The sequence below is a fragment of the Pirellula sp. SH-Sr6A genome (assembly GCF_001610875.1).
Lineage (GTDB): Bacteria > Planctomycetota > Planctomycetia > Pirellulales > Pirellulaceae > JBKCUI01.
Map to the genome: position 1 here is coordinate 1,953,421 of NZ_CP011272.1, position 22,688 is coordinate 1,976,108.

Sequence of the window (22,688 nt, forward strand, 5' to 3'; positions counted from 1 at the left end):
TAAAAAGCCCCGAATTTCCGCGTAGAAACGCAAAAACCCGCCGGGGTGAGCCAGCGGGTCTTGAGCGGTATGGTCACCTTGCGGCGACCAAGTCTATGGAGGCGGCGGGAATTGAACCCGCGTCCCGCGATACTTCCGATACGGCCTCTACATGCTTAGCTGACAGTTATTGGTCTCGCCCATCGCGTTCGTTGTCAACCTCGGTGCGATGCGCCAGCCTCGAGCTTTTTTAACACCAACCGTGCGAGACACGGGCTAGTGCGATTCGGAATTGCGACGGACACTCCAACGCCTCCGACGGGCATTGGGTATCCGGGTTGCCGTAATTAGGCAGCCAGTGCGAGGTTTTCCTCAGCAGTTAAATTTAGTAATCGAGTATTAACGTGGCCTCTCGATCAACCACGACATGCCACCAATATCTTCAACTTATCCGGTCGATTCCAGATCGCCCCCGAACAGTTCCCATTATCGGGGGATCTCCCACAAAGGCAATCCCAGCACGCCCGATTTCCCCCATTTCCATGGCCTCGCTGGCTTCTCGATCTCCTTGACGTCCCGATCCCCTGCGCCCCAAAGCATCGCTTCGCCTCCCTGCCACCTTCTCCCCTCTCCATGTCCTTCAACCACCACGCTCCTCCGCCCTCACTCCCCGTTTCGCTGTTGACGCAAACTGCCCAAGCCTGCTATTCCTCCCAGAACCATGCTTCTATCCGTCGTTCTACCCGTCTACAACGAGCAAGCGGTCTTGCCCGCTTTGATCGATCACCTTCTCCCCGTCCTGGACTCGATTGATGAGCCAAACGGACGGCCGATCGACTACGAATTGATCTTCGTCGACGACGGTAGCCGCGATGAAACTCCCCACCTCCTTCGCTACTACGCTGACCTCTATCCCTCCATTCGGGTGCTGCAATTCAGCCGAAACTTCGGCCAACAAGCTGCGATCACTGCCGGCCTCGATGTCGCACAAGGTGACGCGGTCTTGGTCATGGACGCCGATCTCCAAGATCCACCATCCCTCATTCCCGCGATGCTTTCGCATTTGCACGAAGGCTTTGACGTGGTCTCCACACGCAAAACCACGCGTGAAGGAGAAACGCTCCGCAAACGATGGACCGCGACGGCATTCTATAAATTGATGCAGAAAACCGTCGACGAACGCCTTCCCCCTGAAGTCGGCGACTTCCGACTTTTCTCCCGGGGCGCAGTCGAAGCCATCCGTGCGTTTCGCGAACAACATCGCTTCATGCGAGGACTGGTCGCTTGGCTCGGCCTGCGTGAATGCGTCCTCCCTTTCGAACGCCCCGCGCGGGCTGCCGGCGAAACCAAATATTCGACGCTGAAATTGATGCAACTGGCTTGGACGGCCATCAGCTCCTTTAGCGCCCTGCCGCTCAAACTCGCCCTGTACGGCGGTATGCTCCTGACAACCCTAGGCATCGCGTACTCCTTCTATGCCGTCTACGTCGCACTCTTCGTCTCGACCACTGCCCCTGGTTGGAGCTCCCTGATCTGCTTCCAACTCTTGTTCAATGGCGCCACGCTGATGGCAGTTGGATTGGTCGGCGATTACGTCGGTCGCATCTACGAAGAATCGAAACGACGCCCTCTCTATGTGATCGCAGAAACAACCAACTGCACCGAACTCCCGCACATCGCTCGCTCAGCCTATCTCCGCCGCGCGTCTTGCTTCCAGCGCCCGCCAATCTCGGAGATCCCTGCCGTTCCATCCCTGCCCTGTGCAAGTCCGTCATCACGTAGTGATCAACTCGCGGCACGGCCCACTACAGTCCCCGCGCACCGGTTCGATGCGGCATGAACGGGGTCTCGTATCCGTCTGCGGCCTCCCACCATTCGTCGGCCTCTTTTCCCTCCCAGACCAGGGTCCATCTGGTCGTCCTTTTCCTTCTTAGCTGCTTTCTCTTTTTGCCTCGATTGGGAGATACGAGGTTGTTCGATCAAGACGAAGGCTACTATGCTTCGGTCGCCCTCGAAATGCACCAACGGAACGATTGGATTCTCCCCACCTTTAATCAAGAACTATTTGCTCACAAGCCTCCGTTGATGTTCTGGGGCATGCGAATGGGATTCTTGCTTCTCGGAACCAATGAGTTCGGTGCAAGACTCGGCAGCGCCCTTGCAGGCATCTTCACGGTGCTCGTTGTCCACTGGATTGGAAAACGACTTTTCGATCCACAGGCGGGATTCATTGCCGGCCTCGCGCTCGCATCCAACTTGATGTTCTCCATGGTGGCACGCTCGGCGACCGCCGATGCGTACTTAACCCTCTTCATCTCGGCTAGCCTAGGAATGTGGCTGGTGGCCTACCGCGGGTCCCATCCCCCACGTCCAGCGATTGCCCGGCTTCAAGCGATCCCAAGGCGCATCTGGTTGGTGATCTATAGCGGCATTGGATTGGCCGTATTGACAAAGGGACCCATTGGATTCTTGTTTCCTGCGACCATTATCGGACTCACGGTGTACGGAGATCTTGTCGCCGAACGAATGCGTGAAACACTTCATGTTGCGGGTTCACGTCGGCGCAACATTTTGTTTTCCTTCCTTGCCCCACTTCGGCCGCGATCCATTGCCGTTTCGATCCTTGCGGTACGCCCTCTCCTAGGGCTGGTAGGGTTAGCGATGATTGCTGGACCTTGGTACTATCTCGCCGAGGTGCAGAGCGAAGGTAGATTTCTGAATGAGTTCATCGGTGTCCATCACCTCGGACGGTTTTCTCAAGCGATGGACAATCACGAAGGTCCCTTCTATTACTATTTTGTAGCCTGCCTGATGGGCCTCTATCCCTGGTCGGCCTTTGCCATTCCTGTCGGTATCGCTTGGTTTCATTCTCTTCGCAGGAATGATGGTACGCCGGAAGTGCGATGGATCAGCATTTGGATCGCTGTGTATCTCGGTGTGTTTTCTATGGCGAGCACCAAACTTCCGAATTACGTATTGCCCGCTTACCCGGCGATGGCTCTTTGCATCGGCTATTACTTCCGAGAAGTCCTCCGCGATGCGAAGCGATGGACCCGATGGCAATCGATCGCGTGGGCGTTTTTGCTCTTGGTCGGGGTCTTGTTAACCACCGGCCTAGCTGTCGTCGGGTGGTTGGGAACCAACCGCATAGGACCGTTCGGCGATCTGGAAGTATCCCCCGCGGTTTGGAAAATCGTGGGTGGAGCCTGGTGGATTGGCCTTCCATTGGCAATCATGGGAATCGCAGGAATCCTCATTCAGCGACAGAGCGAGAAAGATCGACTTCCCTTTGGTTTTGCGATCGCTTCAGCCCTGTTCCTTTCCTTGATATGGCATGTGGCTGCACCGAAGCTACGTCCCTGGCAAGCCCCGCAACGGCTTGCGCAGGAAGTCAGCACGCTAACCGATAACAAGCCGAGAACGATTCGCATGTTGGATATGTTTCGGCCAAGCGTTGTTTTTTACAGCCGGCAGCCAGTCGAATTCACCGGCTGGAAGGCTTTCGTCGAGCGGGAGCAATATAGAAACACACCCGCTGTTCCTGGGAGTGAAATTCTAATGCTCCGAAGTGCTGACTGGGAGAAATTGCGAGAAGCGGTTCCTGGCCGCTTTGAGGTACTAACGAGCGTTCCAAACTTCCCTGAGTCGGACGCGATGATCGCTGTAGAAGGGACATCGTTGCTCTCCAAGGAAAAGTAACTATGCTTCGGGGATGGAAACCGTATTATCGACAGAAGAAGTCATCCTCATCACGGTGGACTCGCCCCTCCAGTATCCCGAAACTGCGTGGGAATCCCTTGCGAATCGGCTGAGAGCCCGCACCGGCAGCCACGTCCTGTGGGTAAATCCCGAATGGAATCCTAGCCAGTCGCAACGAATATGGGATGAAGTCTGGGAAGCGTGCGGTCAGCGAAACTGCAAACGACTTGTTTGGATCCCGATAGGACGGGAGGCGAACGGGTGGGAGATGGTGCGGGACGGCGTCGTCTGGGAGCGCATGGATGCGAGACAGCATTCCGATCGGATCCCGCTGCAGCTCTATGTGGCAGCACCGATGGACGCTCGCGACTGGTGCGAGTTTTTAATCTCCTCGGTTACGACGCCGCCCAATGCGTCTTGGTTGTTTTGGACCGAGCCTCCCGGCCCCATCGATCCCATCGGCGAGGACCAACCGAGGGAAGAGAATCAAAGGGCAAGACAGAGGCGGACCGAAGTAGTGGAATTGGTTTGGGAATTTCGAAGACGTGGGCTCGATGCCGATTTCGCTTTTCGATCGGCGAATGGTTCGGTGCATCCTGTTGCTAAGAGCACTCCCCGCGTGGAGTTGATTTGGAATAGTCCAGCCGATATCGCGAGGGTAGAGACCCAGGGTCCAGAGTCGAAGGATACAGAGTCGCAGTGGATCCAGCGTGAACGAGATGTGACCTACCGAATTCCTTTGGAGCAGTCACTTCCGCTGGAAGGGATCGATTCGATATTGCTTGGCAAGTGGTTGGGAGCGTTGCAGTTCGGAAAGTGTGCATGGACGGAAGATGGACTCGATCGAAATCGGGATAGGGAGAGACTCGAGCATCGCATCCGAGAATCGTTACCACCCGAGTATGCTCGCAGCAGCGAGCCCGTCAGTCCTCGATCGATGGGGTCGGCGACATTACCGAGCGAAGAGTTCGGCGAAGTTCCTTGGGGGGAGATCTGGACCAGCTTCTGCGATTTGGCTTTAGCGGGTGGCCCTCCTCATCGCGGTACTCTACTCGAGGCCGTCGACCGGTCGGAGATCGAGTCGGATCCCGATCGGTATCAGGGTGTTGTTCGCGAGCTGTGTCGAGGGATCCCATTGGCGAGCGGTTTACCCGCTTTTGAATCCACGGCTAAAGGGTGGGTTGGCGTGGTGTGCGATGACGAATCCATGGCATCGTGGTTGCTACGGGCCATCGTCGCGGAGAACGTCACCGTCCGCCGGGAGGGAAGAAATCTTTTCGTGCCCGCCGGTCCTCGGTTCACCGTGAAGAAAGAGATCAAGAACGTCATCACCTCGCTGGCGAAAACCGTTCGATATTGGCGGTCCAGGTAGGTTGTAAAACGGGGCCTATGGAAGGGAAGGCCGAGGCTGGCGTTTGTCCGAAATTGCAGCTTTTTACGGGTGTTTCCTCTCGAAACAATGGCGAATCAACCTGTCTTTAATGGCAGAAACCTCACCCCCGTTGGATTTTCAGCGAATCCTATAGGCCCTTGAGAAATATCCGTTGACTTGGCTATGCCCCAGTCCGATAATCCACGCGTTGTTGCCTAGGTTTGCCAACCTGTTCTGTGCATCGGTGGTTTGTTTGCACCGGTGCGTGCTCAATGTGGTTGACGCTCCAACGGTTCGTTTTCAGGGAGCTGTTTCAACAAGTCTGGTCCAATGTGTGTTGGCTTAGAATCTTGGTGGACCGGCTCACGGTTTGTTAGGTTGATTGCAGCCGATCGCATTCGATGGAATGGAGCGGATTGCAGTGTCGTGAAAAGGGTCTGGTTACGTGATCAATATTTATGTGGGGAATCTTTCGTTTCGCGCGACGGAAGACGAGGTTCGTGAGGCTTTCTCGCGATACGGTACTGTTGCCAAGGTAAGCATTATCGTCGACCGGGAGACTGGGAGATCGCGAGGCTTTGCGTTTGTTGAAATGCAGAACCCTGAAGAAGCAAAAAATGCAGTCGAAGCTTTGAACGACCAAGAAGTCGCTGGCCGACGTATTTCTTGCAACGAGGCACGTCCTCGTGAACCACGTCCATCCTTCGGTGGTGGTGGTGGCGGCGGCGGTGGTGGCGGTGGCCGACGCGGTGGTGGCGGCGGTGGCGGTGGCGGCGGCTACCGTGGTGACCGAGGCGACCGCGATGGCGGTGGCGGCGGTTACAGCAGCGGACGCGGTGGACGCGATCGTTACTAAGACCTCGATCTAGCGATCCAAGCATAAACTTCCAAAGGGAGCCGATTTTTTCGGCTCCCTTTTTTCTTGCCCGATTCCAAACGTAGTTCCTTCGCCCATCCGTCAGGATCTCTTGCAGGAAGCATGGGAGCTCGGTACGTTGAGGCGGCCTCTCGTGTCCCAAAACTACCGATGCGACGAATTCTATGCCTGCCAGCTTCGAGGGCTCTGCTCCTTCCGTTTCCCCTATTGCTTCGTTGAACGCCTCGAGTGCACCGCCAGCCTCGTTAGAGCCAACACCCATTCTTTGGAGGATTCTCATCGGCCTGTTCATCGGGCTGTTCGCATCCACAGGTTACGCGTTGCAATCATCGATCGGAACGCGTGGTCAAGCTGCGATAGGGATCGTATTTTTCTTTGGATTGGTCGCGATGTTTTCGGTCAATTTGCGCGCGGTCCGATGGAAAACGATTGGTTGGGGAATTGCCCTTCAATTTGTCCTGGCGCTTCTCGTCCTGCGAGGAGAGATGGAGATCGGCGGGAAAACTTACTCAGTCTATAACGCGTTGGAGGGTTTAGGAGAGGTCGTCAAATCCTTTATCTCTTTCTCGGACGCGGGGGCCGAGTTTGTGTTTGGGAATTTGGCGCGCGTCGACCACATGGCGGGTACGTTCGGCGAGAACTTTCTTTTTCCGTTCGCATTCAAAGCCCTTCCTCCCATCTTGTTTGTCTCCGCCTTCTTCACGTTGCTGTATCACTATGGGGTACTCCAGTGGTGTGTGCGCGTTTTGGCGCGGGTCATGGTCTATTTGATGGGAACAAGTGGCGCGGAAACATTGTCGGTTTCGGCCAACGTTTTTATGGGGCAGACCGAAGCTCCTTTGATCGTGAAACCTTACGTGCCTCGTATGACCCAATCCGAGCTCTTTGCGTTGATGACTAGTGGCATGGCGCACATTTCTGGCGGCATGATGGCGGTCTATATCAACTATGGTGCGGATCCGGTCGCCGTTCTCACCACGTGCATCATGGCTTGCCCGTGTAGTCTTTATCTTTCCAAACTTTTCATGCCAGAAGTCGACGTACCTGAGACCAGTGGCACCACTGCGATCGAGAGTACCAAGTCGGCGTACGTCAACGGCATCGACGCGATCGTGGCGGGAACGACCGACGGGCTGAGGCTAGCGCTCAATGTCGCAGCGATGTTGATTGTGTTCGTCGCGTTTGTGGCCATGATTGATGGCCTGCTGGGCCTCATCCCAACATCGTGGTTTCAACAGCAACTCTCCTTGAGATGGATATTCGGACAACTCTTCTCGCCTGTCGCATTCTTGATGGGAATCGAATCGGCTGATCAATCGACGGTAGGGCAGTTGCTCGGAACCAAATTGGCTATCAACGAGCATATGGCCTATTTGGATATGAAACAGCTCAAAGAGATGCCGGGTGCCATGTCGGACCGAAGCTACCAATTGGCCGCGTTTGCGTTGACCGGTTTTGCCAACTTTTCGTCCGTCGGAATCCAACTGGGTGGTATTGGGGCGATGGCTCCTGATCGGCGGTCCGACTTAGCGACGCTGGGTATGAGAGCTCTCTTTGTAGGTTTTGTTGCGACGCTACTCAACGCTGCCATCGCAGGACTCTTTCTCTAGGGTCCTCAACCTAATAGGCTTGTCCCCGTAATCGTTCGATTCTCTGCAAACGATACAAACGGTTCAAACAGAAGAGTTTCGCTAGAACTCACGCCTTCATGTTGGAATCCTATGCAGTCCCTGCGCGCATCTGCCGTACTAGGGACAGATAAGCCCCCAACATGAAAACTGCGTTTGTATGCGTAAATCAAAGTTCCCCCGCTCCGGATCCGGAGAACGGAATTCCTATTCTGGACCGACCGTACGTAATGTTATGGCTCATATCGATAAGTGGATTGAAAGCTTCTTTCGCCTGACGCCTCCACTTGCGCCGGATGAAGTTGACGCGATTCGACTGGAAGACCGTATTCTTTACAGTGCCACACCGTTACCCGTCCCACAAGAAGCAGAAGGGGATGTCAGTGGCGGAAGTGAATACCTGGACGCGCAGAGTTACGAACAGTTGCTCGCGGAAATTGAGGAGATCACGAACTCGGTCTTCTTGAAAGAACAGGCTAGCGAGGAATCCATCGAACTACCGTCGGATCCCGACCAAACACCCGAACCGCTTCTCCTATCGCGCGAGGATCAAGCTGAAAGCGAGTCTAGCGATGATGCCCCTGCGGTTTCCCAAACCTCGGATACCGCAGCTCCGACTTCAGGTCGCCAGGAGATTGTGTTTGTCCAGGAGGGGTTGTACGACCTGGATGTTCTGTTGGATGATTTGCAGCGCGAAGATGCGAGCGCGGACTATACGATCCACGTTCTGAGTTCTGTTGAAAACGGCTTGAATCAAATCAAAGCTCTTTTGGCAGAGTACGATGACCTCGATGCGATTCACATTGTCTCCCACGGGTCGGACGGGATGTTTCAACTCGGGAACTCGTGGATCGCTTCCGAAAACATTGCGAACTACGCGGAACAATTGCGTTCCTGGGGAATGGCATTGGGGCCCGATGGGGATATCGTCATTTATGGCTGCGACGTTGCCAGCTCGAACCAGGGTGCGCAGTTGATCGATACGTTAGCGACCCTTACGAGCGCGGATGTCATCGCCTCCACCGACAAAACGGGAAGTAGCAGCGCAGCAGGTGACTGGGAGCTCGAATATCAAATCGGAAGTATCGAGACCACGATCGCCTTCAGCTCGGAATTCACCCACCATTGGGGCGGACTCCTCGATGCTGCGTCGACGGGTGTAGCTATCTGGGCTGAAGGAGGAACCGGCAATACGGAATTGGAGTACTACGACGGAACGAACTTTGGCTCAGAATCGAATGGAGCCAGTTCCGGCGAGTACCGTATTATCGACGGTGCGGATTCCAGGCTTCGCGATGAGCGTATCATCGTTGGGATGAATAGTGCCGGTGTCATATCCGGCCAAATGTGGAACGGTACGACTTGGACGAACCTTGGATTCACCATGGGGACGACTAGTTCCGGCGTCGCACACGGATTCGATGTCCAATATGAAGCGGGCAGCGATCAAGCATTACTGGTTTGGAATAATGGAACCACAGGAACGAGTGGCATCTCCTACTCCGTCTGGGATGGATCGACGTGGTCGTCCGTTCAAACGCTGACCAGCCCGCTTTCAGGAGAAGCGCGAAGTCTTCAACTGGTTTCCAATCCAAGCTCGGACGAAATGATCTTGGTCGCGTCCAACTCGTCAAGCGACTCCTACGCCTTTGTGTGGAATGGGAGCAGTTGGGGAAATAGCATCATCCTCGAGAATGGATCGGGGGGTAACCAGACCGACTCCTACGTCGCATACGAGCATCTAAGTGGTGAGGCAATCGTTGTGTACGATGCGATCTCGGGTGGCAGCGATTTGAATTTTAGAACTTGGAACGGGTCTAGTTGGAGTGCGCAAAACACGTGGACCAGTCCTGGATCGACTGGCGATCCGGTCTATGTGACTCTCGCCTCCGACCCAAATTCCGATCGCATCGCCTTAAGTGCTTCGACGAGTTCCAATGAAGCATGGTTCGCCGTCTGGAACGGATCCTCCTGGGGAAACCAGACCCTCGCTTCCAACACGTTGGTTGCCGCATCAGGCATGATGGCTTCCGTGGCCTTCGAATCCACATCAGGAGAACTGCTCGCGGTTTACGCGGAGAATAGCACATCGCTAAGCGTTCGCACTTGGACGCAAGGTGGAGGGTGGTCGGCTGAGCAATACACTCCCTCGCTTGGCTCGTCCCTCACGCCGGCTTTCGTATCTCTGTATTCGGACCCAGCCAGCAACCATATCATGCTCGGTGTCCTCGATAGCACATCGGATGTGAACTTTATCGAGTGGGATGGTGGGAGTTGGGGGTCGGTGACCGAAGTCGAGACGAGCGCTGGAACAAATAGCATCGAACACCAACCCTACATCTACCTGTGGAACAGTGTGAACGAGGCTCCCATCTTGGATGCCTCCAAGAGCCCAACGTTGATAGCGCAAAACGAAGATTCGGGCTCGCCAAGTGGGGTAGTGGGTACGTTGATCTCATCCATGATCGACTTCAGTTCTCCATCGGGCCAACTCGACAACGTGACCGATTCGGACGCCGCTGGATTGCTTGGCATTGCCGTAACAGGTGCTAATACCAGTCAAGGTACTTGGTGGTATACCACGAATGGGGGTACGACCTGGAGCGCCTTGGGATCTGTTTCGGATAGCAATGCAAGGCTTCTAGCTTCGGACAGCAATACACGTCTCTATTTTCAACCGAATGCCAATTACAACGGGACGATTTCGGACGCGATTACCTTTCGAGCGTGGGATCGAAGTTCAGGCACCAATGGTGCAACGGTCAGTTTATATGCATTACAAGACCTGACCGTTCGAGATAACTTCGATACGCAATCGTACGGGGGCAATAACGGTACGAACTCGTGGTCGGCATCCTGGCAAGAAATTGGGGAAGCGGACGGAACTGCTGCGGGAAGTGTCACGGTCGCCACTTCTGGAAGCGTTATCGCCGGCCCCTATCTGTCATTGAATATGGCAACAGCGAATCGAGGTCTATCGCGTTCCGTGAACTTGAGTGGCGCCACGTCGGCAACACTTAGCTTCACCTATGAACAGATGAATACATCAGCAGGTGGTCAAGTGGCCCTGCAGATTTATAACGGCTCGACTTGGACGACTCTTCATACCTATAGCGTCGACTCTAGCTTCTACAGCGGAAACGTCGGAGTCTTTCAATCTTTCAATATTTCCTCGTACGCGAACAGCAACACCGCGATTCGGTTCTTAGTGACCCAAGCGGCTAGTAACGACTATTTTTATATCGATGACGTGAAGATCGATTACAGCGTCAACGCGCTCTCTGTGGGGGGAACCACTGCCTTCTCAACTGCGACGGATACTGCCGGGCTATCCATCACCGCAGTCAATGACGCGCCTGTGCTAACTCCCTATTCTCCTGCAGTATCTTTCACGGAGGATAGTGCTGGCATGACGGTGAATGTTGCAACACTTCTTGGTTCCACAATGACCGACGTGGATAGCGGAGCCTTACAGGGAATTGCCTTCACCGGAGTGTCAGGTTCTGGAGGCGTTCTGTCCTATAGTATCAATGGCGGGGCCACTTGGCTGACAACCTCCGTTAGTGAGACTTCCGCCCTCTTACTGCGTTCGACGGACCTAGTTCGATTCACGCCGAGCGGTGACAACGGCGGGCAAATGCTGCTGAGCTATCGAGCTTGGGACCAGACGTCCGGGTCTGCAGGGACTTTCGGCAATGCAACAACAAACGGAGGTACCACTGCATTTAGTTCGTCGAGCGACACAGTCACGGTCACAGTGACTAGTGCAAACGATGCTCCGGTTCTCGATAATTCTGGCAGCATGTCGTTGAACTCCATTACCGAGGATCCGTCGACAAACAGTGGACAGTCTGTTGCGTCCATCGTTACGTCGGCTGGAGGGGATCGAATCACCGACGTGGACACGGGAGCCGTCGAAGGAATCGCAGTCACATCCCTAAACAGCAGTAACGGCACTTGGCAGTTCTCAATCGATGGAGGAACGACCTGGAGCAATATGGGGGCTGTCTCCAACACAAGTGCGCTCTTGCTGCGCAGCACGGATCTTGTTCGATTTACACCCAACGGTGAGAATGCAACGACCGCTGACTTTTCGTTTCGCGCCTGGGACAGAACGACCGGAACCCAGGGCACTTACGTATCCACTGCTACCCATGGCGGAACCAGCGCATTCAGCACAGCCATAGAATCGGCATCTATTAACGTAACCGCAGTAAACGATGCTCCGATTGCCGTGAACGATTCGGCGATCGCCATTGAGGCAGGCGGAATATCCAACAACACACCTGGTACCAATCCCACTGGAAACGTGCTCTCGAACGACACCGATGTTGACTCAGGTGATACGAAGGCCGTCCAAGGTGTCTCGGCGGGCGTCGTCGCATCCGTGTCCGCAAATGTAGGTTCTGCGGTCACCGGATCGTATGGATCCATCACCATTGTCGCGAATGGAGCGTATACCTACACGGTTGACAATAGCAATGCAACCGTCCAGGCACTGAGGTCCACATCCAATACCATTCAAGATGTATTCTCCTACACCGTTCGTGACGCAGCTGGCCTCACGAGCACGACGCAGATCACGGTTACCATCCAAGGCTCGAACGACTCCCCGTATGACATTACCGGTGCCCCACTCTCCGTCAATGAAAACGTGAGCAACACAACCGTTGTGGGAAGCGTTACGGGAATCGATCTCGACAGTAGCCTTCATGGGGAAACGCTCGCCTACTCCTTGACGGATACCGCGGGCGGACGGTTTGCAATCCATAGTAGTACAGGGCAGATCACGGTTGCAGATGGCTCTCTCTTGAATCGGGAGTCAGCCGCGACCCACTCGATTACCGTTCGAGTCACGGATGCGTCGGGAGCCTCGTTTGATAAATCCTTCCAGATCTCGATCAACGACCTGAACGAGTTCGACGTCTCAGCGATCAGCGATACGAACGCGACGGTGAATTCTATATCGGAGAACGCGACGAACGGAACATTGGTGGGCATCACCGCTGCAGCTTCCGATGCCGATGCCACGAACAACTCGATTACTTATTCACTCCTCGATTCCGCTGGTGGTCGTTTTTCCATTGACGCAACGACTGGGGTGGTATCCGTCGCCAATGGTTCCCTCATTGATTACGAAACGGCGCAGAGCCATAACATCACCATTCGTGCAACCTCTGCAGACAGCTCGACTTCCGATCAAGTATTCACCATCGCTGTGAATGCCGTGAACGACAATGACCCAACGATCACGTCCGACGGGGGAGGATCCAGTTCTTCCATACTCGTCTACGAAGGCGCATTGTTTGTGACCACTGTGGTGGCTTCGGATGCGGATTTACCAACGGGACTACTGAGCTACTCGATTACAGGCGGAGTTGACGCATCGAAATTTACCATCGATGCCGCAACTGGCGTACTCATGTTCACATCGCCTGCAGACTTTGAATCTCCAACCGATGTCGGCGCTAACAACACTTACAATTTGATCGTCCAGGTAAGCGATGGGTCGCGCACCGATACTCAGTCCATCGCTGTCTCAGTCCAGAATGCTGCTGACAATGGACAGTTTCTTGACCGCTTTAGCTCCTCTTCCTATACCAACAGCAATGGGACCCAAACATGGTCAAACAGCTGGATCGAATCCGAAGCAAATGGCTCTGCCAGCGGAAACATCGGAATTTCCAACAATGCGTTGCGTGTTAGTGCCTCCACGGTAAATGACAGCATCTACAGATCGGTCGACCTTAGCAACGCCATTTCTGCGAACTTCGATTTTAACTATCGAAACACGCTGGTTGGTTCGCAAAGAATTGAAGTCCAGATATCAGGTAATGGAGGTGCGACATATAATACTCTCACAGTACTGGACGGGTCGACGAATTCCGGGACAGGAGCAAAGTCCTACGATATCAGTGCATATCGCTCTTCAGACACGAGAATTCGCTTTGTCGTTACCAGTGTGGGCGGGTCCACAACGAAGGAAGTCGAGTTCGATAACGTCCAAATAAGTTACACACCCAACAACGCGCCTGTCATCACCAGCAACGGTTCGCTGTCCACCGCCACCATCTACGTCGCCGAGAACTCCACCTCAGTCACGACCGTAACCGCTGTGGATGGGGATGCCCCTGCCCAAACACTGACCTACAGCATCATTGGAGGGACCGATGCCTCTCGGTTCGTCATCAATTCCAGTACTGGAGCCCTTTCGTTCGTATCATCGCCCAATTTTGAAGGCCCGGTGGATCAAAACTCAGACAACACTTACAACGTGACGGTTCAAGTGTCCGACGGAATTGCCACAGACAATCAGATTCTATCGGTTGTCGTTACAGACGTTGATGAGTTCGACGTTTCCACACCCACTGACTCCAACGGGACGGTGAATGCCGTCAATGAAAATGTTGCCGTCGGGACCACCGTAGGCGTCACCGCCAATGCGTTCGACCTGGATGCGTCGACGAATACCATCACCTATAGCCTAACGAGCAATCCAGACAGTCTCTTCCAGATCGATGCCAACACCGGAGTCGTCACCACTGCCGCCGCCATCAACCGAGAAGTGCATGGCTCGAGCCGATCGATCACCGTTCAAGCCATATCCAGCGATGGCTCCATCGCGACGCAAACATTTAACATCGCCATCAACGATCTCGATGAGTTCGACGTCTCCACTCCAACCGATACAAATGCGGTGGTGAATGAAGTCAACGAAAACGTGGCCGTAGGCACTACCGTAGGCATCACTGCCAGTGCGTTCGACTTGGACGCGACCACAAATACCATTACCTATAGCTTGACGAGCAATCCCGACAGTCTCTTCCAGATCGATGCCAACACTGGGATAGTCACCACTGCCGCCGCCATCAATCGGGAAGTGCACGGCGCGAGCCGTTCCATCACCGTGCAAGCCACATCCAGCGATGGCTCGATCGCATCCCAGACGTTCAACATCGCCATCAACGATCTCGATGAATTCGACGTCTCGACTCCCACCGACACGAACGCAGCGGTAAATGAAGTCAATGAAAACGTAGCCGTCGGGACCACCGTGGGTGTCACCGCGAATGCATTCGATCTAGATTCGTCGACAAATACCATCACCTTTAGCCTTACCAGTAATCCCGACAGTCTCTTCCAAATCGATGCCAACACTGGGATCGTCACCACTGCTGCAGCTATCAATCGGGAAGTGCACGGCGCGAGCCGATCGATCACCGTACAAGCCACATCCAGCGATGGCTCCATCGCGACGCAAACGTTCAACATCGGTATTAATGATCTCGATGAGTTCGACGTCTCGACACCGACCGATTCCGACGTGTCGACCAATGAAGTTGACGAGAATGTTGCCATCGGCACCAACGTCGGGATCACTGCGGACGCATTCGACCTTGATGCAACGACGAATACCATCACCTACAGTTTGACGAGCAACCCTGATGGTCTCTTCCAAATCGATGCCAACACTGGGATCGTCACCACTGCTGCCGCCATCAATCGGGAAGTGCATGGTGCGAGCCGTTCCATCACCGTGCAAGCCACATCCAGCGATGGCTCGATCGCATCCCAGACGTTCAACATCGCCATCAACGATCTCGATGAATTCGAGGTCTCGCCTCCCACCGATACCAACGCAGCGGTAAATGAAGTCGATGAGAACGTTGCCGTCGGAACCACCGTTGGAATCACTGCGGACGCTTTCGACTTGGACGCGGCCACTAACACGATCACTTACAGTTTGACGAGTAATCCAGACGGTCTTTTCCAGATTGATACTAACACCGGGATCGTCACCACTGCTGACGCTATCAACCGAGAAGTGCATGGCGCAACTCGATCCATCACGGTGCAGGCCACATCCAGCGACGGCTCCATCGCGATGCAAACGTTTAACATCGGCATCAACGATCTCGATGAATTCGACGTCTCGACTCCCACCGATACCAACGCAGCGGTAAATGAAGTCAATGAAAATGTCGCCGTCGGGACCACCGTAGGCATCAGTGCGAATGCGTTCGACTTGGACGCGACTACCAACACGATCACTTACAGTCTGACGAGCAATCCGGACGGCCTTTTCCAAATCGATACCAACACTGGGGTTGTCACCACTGCTGCCGCTATCAATCGGGAAGTGCACGGCGCGAGCCGATCCATCACAGTGCAAGCGACTTCGAGCGATGGATCTATCGCGACGCAAACATTCAACATCGGAATCAACGATCTCGACGAGTTCGACGTCTCGACACCGACCGATACAAACGCGGCGGTAAATGAAGTCAATGAAAACGTTGCCGTCGGAACCACCGTTGGCATCAGTGCGAATGCGTTCGACTTGGACGCAACTACCAACACGATCACTTACAGTCTGACGAGCAATCCGGACGGCCTTTTCCAAATCGATACCAACACCGGGATCGTCACCACTGCTGCCGCCATCAATCGGGAAGTGCACGGCGCGACTCGATCCATCACAGTGCAAGCGACTTCGAGCGATGGATCCACCGCCACGCAATCGTTCGTGATTACCATCAACGATCTCGATGAATTCGACGTTTCGACTCCTACCGACACGAATGTAGCGGCAAATGAAGTCAACGAAAACGTTGTTGTCGGCACCACCGTCGGGATCGCTGCGGACGCTTTCGACCTTGATGCAACGACGAATACCATCACATACAGTTTAACCAACAATCCCGACGGTCTCTTCCAGATCGATGCCAACACTGGGGTTGTCACCACTGCTGCCGCTATCAATCGGGAAGTGCACGGCGCGAGCCGATCGATCACCGTTCAAGCCACATCCAGCGATGGATCGACCACCACGCAATCGTTCAGCATCGACATCAACGACCTCGATGAGTTCGACGTCTCCACTCCGACCGACACAAACGCTGCGGCAAATGAAGTTAACGAGAATGTGGCCGTCGGCACCACCGCTGGAATCACTGCGGACGCATTCGACTTGGACGCGACCACCAACACGATTACCTACAGTTTGACCAATAATCCGGATGGGCTCTTTCACATCGATGCCAACACCGGGATCGTCACCACTGCTAACGCTATCAACCGAGAAGTGCACGGCGCAAGCCGTTCGATCACGGTACAAGCGACTTCGAGCGATGGATCCACCGCCACGCAATCGTTCGTGATTACCATCAACGATCTCGATGAATTCGACGTTTCGACTCCTACCGACACGAATGTAGCGGCAAATGAAGTCAACGAAAACGTTGTTGTCGGCACCACCGTCGGGATCGCTGCGGACGCTTTCGACCTTGATGCAACGACGAATACCATCACATACAGTTTAACCAGCAATCCGGATGGGCTCTTCCAAATCGATTCCAACACCGGAGTCGTCACCACTGCTGCCGCCATCAACAGAGAAGTGCACGGCGCAAGCCGTTCGATCACCGTACAAGCCACATCCAGCGATGGGTCCACCGCAACGCAAACGTTCAACATCGGCATCAACGATCTCGATGAGTTCGACGTCTCCACTCCTACAGATATCGACGTGTCGACCGATGCAGTTGACGAGAATATTGCCATCGGTACTGCTGTTGGGATCACCGCGGACGCGTTCGACTTGGACGCGACCACCAACACGATCACTTACAGTCTGACGAGCAATCCAGACGGCCTTTTCCAAATCGATGCCAACACTGGAGTTGTCACGACCGCGGCATCGATCAACCGCGAAGTCCATGGTGCGATCCGGTCGATCACCGTCCAAGCGACATCCAGCGATGGATCCGCCGCCACGCAATCGTTCCATATCGCTATTAACGATCTCGACGAGTTCGACATCTCCACTCCCACCGATACCGACGTGTCGACCAATGCAGTTGACGAGAATGTTGCCCTTGGCACTACTGTTGGACTCACTGCGGACGCATTCGACCTCGATGCCACGACTAACACTATCACCTACAGTTTGACGAGTAATCCAGACGGTCTCTTCCAAATCGATGCCAGCACTGGAGTCGTCACCACTGCTACCGCCATCAACCGCGAGGTCCATGGTGCGAACCGATTCATCACGGTGCAAGCCACATCCAGCGACGGTTCCTCCGCCACGCAATCGTTCCATATCGCTATTAACGATCTCGACGAGTTCGACATCTCCACTCCCACCGATACCGACGTGTCGACCAATGCAGTTGACGAGAATGTTGCCCTTGGCACTACTGTTGGACTCACTGCGGACGCATTCGACCTCGATGCCACGACTAACACTATCACCTACAGTTTGACGAGTAATCCAGACGGTCTCTTCCAAATCGATGCCAGCACTGGAGTCGTCACCACTGCTACCGCCATCAACCGCGAGGTCCATGGTGCGAACCGATTCATCACGGTGCAAGCCACATCCAGCGACGGTTCCTCCGCCACGCAATCGTTCCATATCGCCATCAACGATCTCGATGAGTTCGACGTCTCCACTCCCACCGATGCAAATTTGGCTGTGAATGAGGTCAACGAAAACGTTGCCGTCGGAACCACCGTTGGAATTACCGCGGACGCTTTCGACTTGGACGCGACCACCAACACGATCACTTACAGTTTGACGAGCAACCCTGACGGCCTTTTCCAAATCGATGCCAACACTGGAGTTGTCACGACTGCGGCATCGATCAACCGCGAAGTCCATGGTGCGATCCGGTCGATCACCGTCCAAGCGACATCCAGCGATGGATCCGCCGCCACGCAATCGTTCAGCATCGACATCAACGACCTCGATGAGTTCGATGTCTCCACTCCCACCGATGCGAACGCGGCGGTGAATGAAGTCCAAGAGAACGTTGCCGTCGGAACCAGCGTTGGAATTACCGCGGACGCGTTCGACCTCGATGCCACGACTAACACTATCACCTACAGTTTGACGAGTAATCCAGACGGTCTCTTCCAAATCGATGCCAGCACTGGAGTCGTCACCACTGCTACCGCCATCAACCGCGAGGTCCATGGTGCGAACCGATCCATCACGGTGCAAGCCACATCCAGCGATGGTTCCTCCGCCACGCAATCGTTCCATATCGCCATCAACGATCTCGATGAGTTCGACGTCTCCTCTCCTACGGATATCGACGTGTCGACCGATGCAGTTGACGAGAATGTTGCCGTCGGCACCACGGTTGGAATCACAGCGGACGCTTTCGACTTGGACGCGACCACCAACACGATCACTTACAGTTTGACGAGCAACCCTGACGGCCTTTTCCAAATCGATGCCAACACTGGAGTCGTCACGACTGCGGCATCGATCAACCGCGAGGTCCATGGTGCGAACCGGTCGATCACCGTCCAAGCGACATCCAGCGATGGATCCGCCGCCACGCAATCGTTCCATATCGCTATTAGCGATCTCGACGAGTTCGACATCTCCACTCCCACCGATACCGACGTGTCGACCAATGCAGTTGACGAGAATGTTGCCCTTGGCACTACTGTTGGACTCACTGCGGACGCATTCGACCTCGATGCCACGACTAACACTATCACCTACAGTTTGACGAGTAATCCAGACGGTCTCTTCCAAATCGATGCCAGCACTGGAGTCGTCACCACTGCTACCGCCATCAACCGCGAGGTCCATGGTGCGAACCGATTCATCACGGTGCAAGCCACATCCAGCGACGGTTCCTCCGCCACGCAATCGTTCCATATCGCCATCAACGATCTCGATGAGTTCGAAGTCTCCACTCCCACCGATGCAAATTTGGCTGTGAATGAGGTCAACGAAAACGTTGCCGTCGGAACCACCGTTGGAATTACCGCGGACGCTTTCGACTTGGACGCGACCACCAACACGATCACTTACAGTTTGACGAGCAACCCTGACGGCCTTTTCCAAATCGATGCCAACACTGGAGTTGTCACGACTGCGGCATCGATCAACCGCGAAGTCCATGGTGCGATCCGGTCGATCACCGTCCAAGCGACATCCAGCGATGGATCCGCCGCCACGCAATCGTTCAGCATCGACATCAACGACCTCGATGAGTTCGATGTCTCCACTCCCACCGATGCGAACGCGGCGGTGAATGAAGTCCAAGAGAACGTTGCCGTCGGAACCAGCGTTGGAATTACCGCGGACGCGTTCGACCTCGATGCCACAACGAATACCATCACATACAGTTTGACCAGCAATCCAGACGGTCTCTTCCAAATCGATGCCAGCACTGGAGTCGTCACCACTGCTACCGCCATCAACCGCGAGGTCCATGGTGCGAACCGATCCATCACGGTGCAAGCCACATCCAGCGATGGTTCCTCCGCCACGCAATCGTTCCATATCGCCATCAACGATCTCGATGAGTACGACGTCTCCTCTCCTACGGATATCGACGTGTCGACCGATGCAGTTGACGAGAATGTTGCCGTCGGCACCACGGTTGGAATCACAGCGGACGCTTTCGACTTGGACGCGACCACCAACACGATCACTTACAGTTTGACGAGCAACCCTGACGGCCTTTTCCAAATCGATGCCAACACTGGAGTCGTCACGACTGCGGCATCGATCAACCGCGAGGTCCATGGTGCGAACCGGTCGATCACCGTCCAAGCGACATCCAGCGATGGATCCGCCGCCACGCAATCGTTCCATATCGCTATTAGCGATCTCGACGAGTTCGACATCTCCACTCCCACCGATACCGACGTGTCGACCAATGCAGTTGACGAGAATGTTGCCCTTGGCACTACTGTTGGACTCACTGCGGACGCATTCGACCTCGATGCCACGACGAACACTATCACCTACAGTTTGACGAGTAATCCAGACGGTCTCTTCCAAATCGATGCCAGCACTGGAGTCGTCACCACTGCTACCGCCATCAACCGCGAGGTCCATGGTGCGAACCGATTCATCACGGTGCAAGCCACATCCAGCGACGGTTCCTCCGCCACGCAATCGTTCCATATCGCCATCAACGATCTCGATGAGTTCGAAGTCTCCACTCCCACCGATGCAAATTTGGCTGTGAATGAGGTCAACGAAAACGTTGCCGTCGGAACCACCGTTGGAATTACCGCGGATGCCTTCGACTTGGACGCGACCACCAATACTATCACCTACAGTTTAACCAGCAATCCGGATGGGCTCTTCCAAATCGATTCCAACACCGGGATCGTCACCACTGCTACCGCCATCAACCGAGAAGTGCATGGTGCAAGCCGTTCCATCACGGTACAGGCCACGTCCAGCGATGGATCGACCGCCACGCAATCGTTCCATATCGCCATCAACGATCTCGATGAGTTCGATGTCTCGACTCCTGTTGATACCGACGTAATGGCCAATGAGGTGGATGAGAATTCCGCTAGCGGTACTCATGTAGGAATCACAGCATCTTCTTCCGATGCTGATGCCACGACGAATTCCGTTACTTATTCACTAGATGACAGTGCTGCAGGTCGGTTCAGCATTGATGCAGTAACAGGGGTAGTCACTGTAGCGAACGGATCACTCTTGAATTTTGAGGCGGCGACCAGCCATGGCATTGTGGTGCGTGCCACCTCGGTAGATGGTTCTTGCGCGTTGCAGAGTTACACGATTCAGCTCAAGGACGAAAACGAATTTGCCGTCTCCAGCATCCAAGATCACGATGCTTCGGTCGATTTTGTTCTAGAGAATAGCAGTGTTGGTACGACTGTCGGCATTCAAGCTTTTGCTACGGACGTGGACGGAACAGACACGGTTACGTATTCACTCGACAACAACGCAGGTGGTCTCTTTTCCATTGACGCCAACACAGGCATCATCACGGTATCCGGTGTGATCGATCGAGAGACTGCTGCCAGCTACAGCATTACTATTCGAGCTACGAGTACCGACTCGAGTAGCGTCACCACAAACCGTACTATTTCCATTGGCGACATCGACGAATTTGACGTGACTTTGCCCACAGACAGTAACAGCGCATTGAATATTGTTTCTGAGAATCTGCAATCGGGAGCGATCGTCGGGATTACGGCCTTAGCAGCGGATGGCGACGCGACCAATAACGGAGTGGTCTATTCGTTAGGAAGCAATGCGGGGGGACGATTCGCTATCGATGCGACGACTGGAATCATCAGTACAACACAATCACTCAATTACGAGTTCCGATCGAGTTGGGATGTGACGGTTATCGCGACAAGCATGGATGGTTCTGTCGCTTCAAGCGTGTTTACGATACAAGTTCAAAACGTCGAAGAACGGCCCATAGGTCGCGCTGATACGTACACAACAAGCTACTTGGATGATTTGATTGTGCCATCCGCTGGCTTGCTCCTCAACGACTGGGATCCCGATGGAGACTCGATAACCGCGATCCTGGTCCAACCGCCTGCGAGGGGACTTCTATTGTCCCTAACACCGGATGGACGCTTGGAGTATAGGCCTGAGCGTGGATTTGTGGGTACGGTTCAATTTGCTTATCAGGTTACCGATGGAAGTTTGGTCTCGGATGTTGTGATTGTTACGATCCAAGTCAATCGGCCTGACAGCGTTCTCAACGACTCCACGCCTACATCCAACACATCCACCAAGTCTCAGAATGATTCAACCACGAAGTTAAATACTGCGACAATCCCTAATCCTCGAGAAGCGCAGCAGGAGGCACCTTCTGCCCAGAAGGAAAGGGAGGCAGATAAATCACAATCCACCGCTGCGCCCATTCTAGTGAATCCGGTAACCTTGAATGGCCCCTTGGCGGTTACGAGCGAACGAAGTGACAGTAGCATCGGAGGGCTGAACAATCCTATCTCCTTCAGCCGAGATACCGTTCGATTCCTCAGCCATGGGCACCTCCATTTCGAAGTTGAAACCCACCGCTTAAGCGATGACTTGGACGCCAGTCGTTTCGACTTCGCTGACTCGAGACGGCGAGTCGAGAACTCGATGGGGGGATCGCAAGCAGCTTTTGACTCCGTGTTGGTTCGAACAGTCCTGGGAACGGGTGCGATTCTCTGGCTCGCGCAAGGGGCCCAATTCGCGGCGACACTTGTTAGTGCAGCACCGGCATGGCTCCACATCGACCCGTTGTCTGTTATTCCGAAGAGCACGGAAACAAATGGAAAGCAAGAGAAACTTTCCGAAGGAGAGAAGCTTTTCGAACGGTAGAATAGTGGC

The 22,688-nt window shown here is 54.4% G+C and carries 6 protein-coding genes and 1 other RNA gene; 6 read left to right on the forward strand and 1 reads right to left on the reverse strand.

From position 1 onward, the window contains the following. Nucleotides 1-93: 93 nt before the first annotated feature. Nucleotides 94-453: a transfer-messenger RNA gene (ssrA, locus tag VN12_RS07815) on the reverse strand. 247 nt (nucleotides 454-700) lie between these two features. Here ssrA and VN12_RS07820 point away from each other — a divergent pair. From VN12_RS07820 to VN12_RS07845, 6 genes are all read left to right on the forward strand, one after another. Beyond that, a complete protein-coding gene (locus tag VN12_RS07820; RefSeq protein ID WP_146676298.1) occupies nucleotides 701-1,819 on the forward strand; it encodes a glycosyltransferase family 2 protein in 1,119 nt (372 codons plus the stop codon). After that, nucleotides 1,816-3,678 (forward strand): ArnT family glycosyltransferase, encoded by a 1,863-nt coding sequence (locus tag VN12_RS07825; RefSeq protein WP_146676299.1) that lies wholly within the window; start codon nucleotides 1,816-1,818, stop codon nucleotides 3,676-3,678. Before VN12_RS07820 ends, VN12_RS07825 begins: the two co-directional genes overlap by 4 nt. A gap of 13 nt (nucleotides 3,679-3,691) precedes the next feature. Next, entirely contained in the window at nucleotides 3,692-5,050 is a 1,359-nt protein-coding gene (locus VN12_RS07830; protein WP_146676300.1) for a hypothetical protein, read from the forward strand. A gap of 445 nt (nucleotides 5,051-5,495) precedes the next feature. Further along, a complete protein-coding gene (locus tag VN12_RS07835) occupies nucleotides 5,496-5,906 on the forward strand; it encodes an RNA recognition motif domain-containing protein (protein WP_146676301.1) in 411 nt (136 codons plus the stop codon). A 185-nt stretch (nucleotides 5,907-6,091) separates the two neighbouring features. Beyond that, nucleotides 6,092-7,537, forward strand: coding sequence for a NupC/NupG family nucleoside CNT transporter (locus VN12_RS07840; protein ID WP_146676302.1), 1,446 nt, complete (start codon nucleotides 6,092-6,094; stop codon nucleotides 7,535-7,537). Nucleotides 7,538-7,790: 253 nt separating this feature from the next. After that, entirely contained in the window at nucleotides 7,791-22,679 is a 14,889-nt protein-coding gene (locus tag VN12_RS07845; protein WP_168164283.1) for a cadherin domain-containing protein, read from the forward strand. Nucleotides 22,680-22,688 lie beyond the last annotated feature (9 nt).

Coding starts and splice junctions, on each gene's coding strand:
- VN12_RS07825 (WP_146676299.1), top strand. CDS start 1,816: ATGAACGGGGTCTCGTATCCGTCTGCGGCCTCCCACCATTCGTCGGCC.
- VN12_RS07845 (WP_168164283.1), top strand. CDS start 7,791: ATGGCTCATATCGATAAGTGGATTGAAAGCTTCTTTCGCCTGACGCCT.
- VN12_RS07820 (WP_146676298.1), top strand. CDS start 701: ATGCTTCTATCCGTCGTTCTACCCGTCTACAACGAGCAAGCGGTCTTG.
- VN12_RS07830 (WP_146676300.1), top strand. CDS start 3,692: ATGGAAACCGTATTATCGACAGAAGAAGTCATCCTCATCACGGTGGAC.
- VN12_RS07840 (WP_146676302.1), top strand. CDS start 6,092: ATGCCTGCCAGCTTCGAGGGCTCTGCTCCTTCCGTTTCCCCTATTGCT.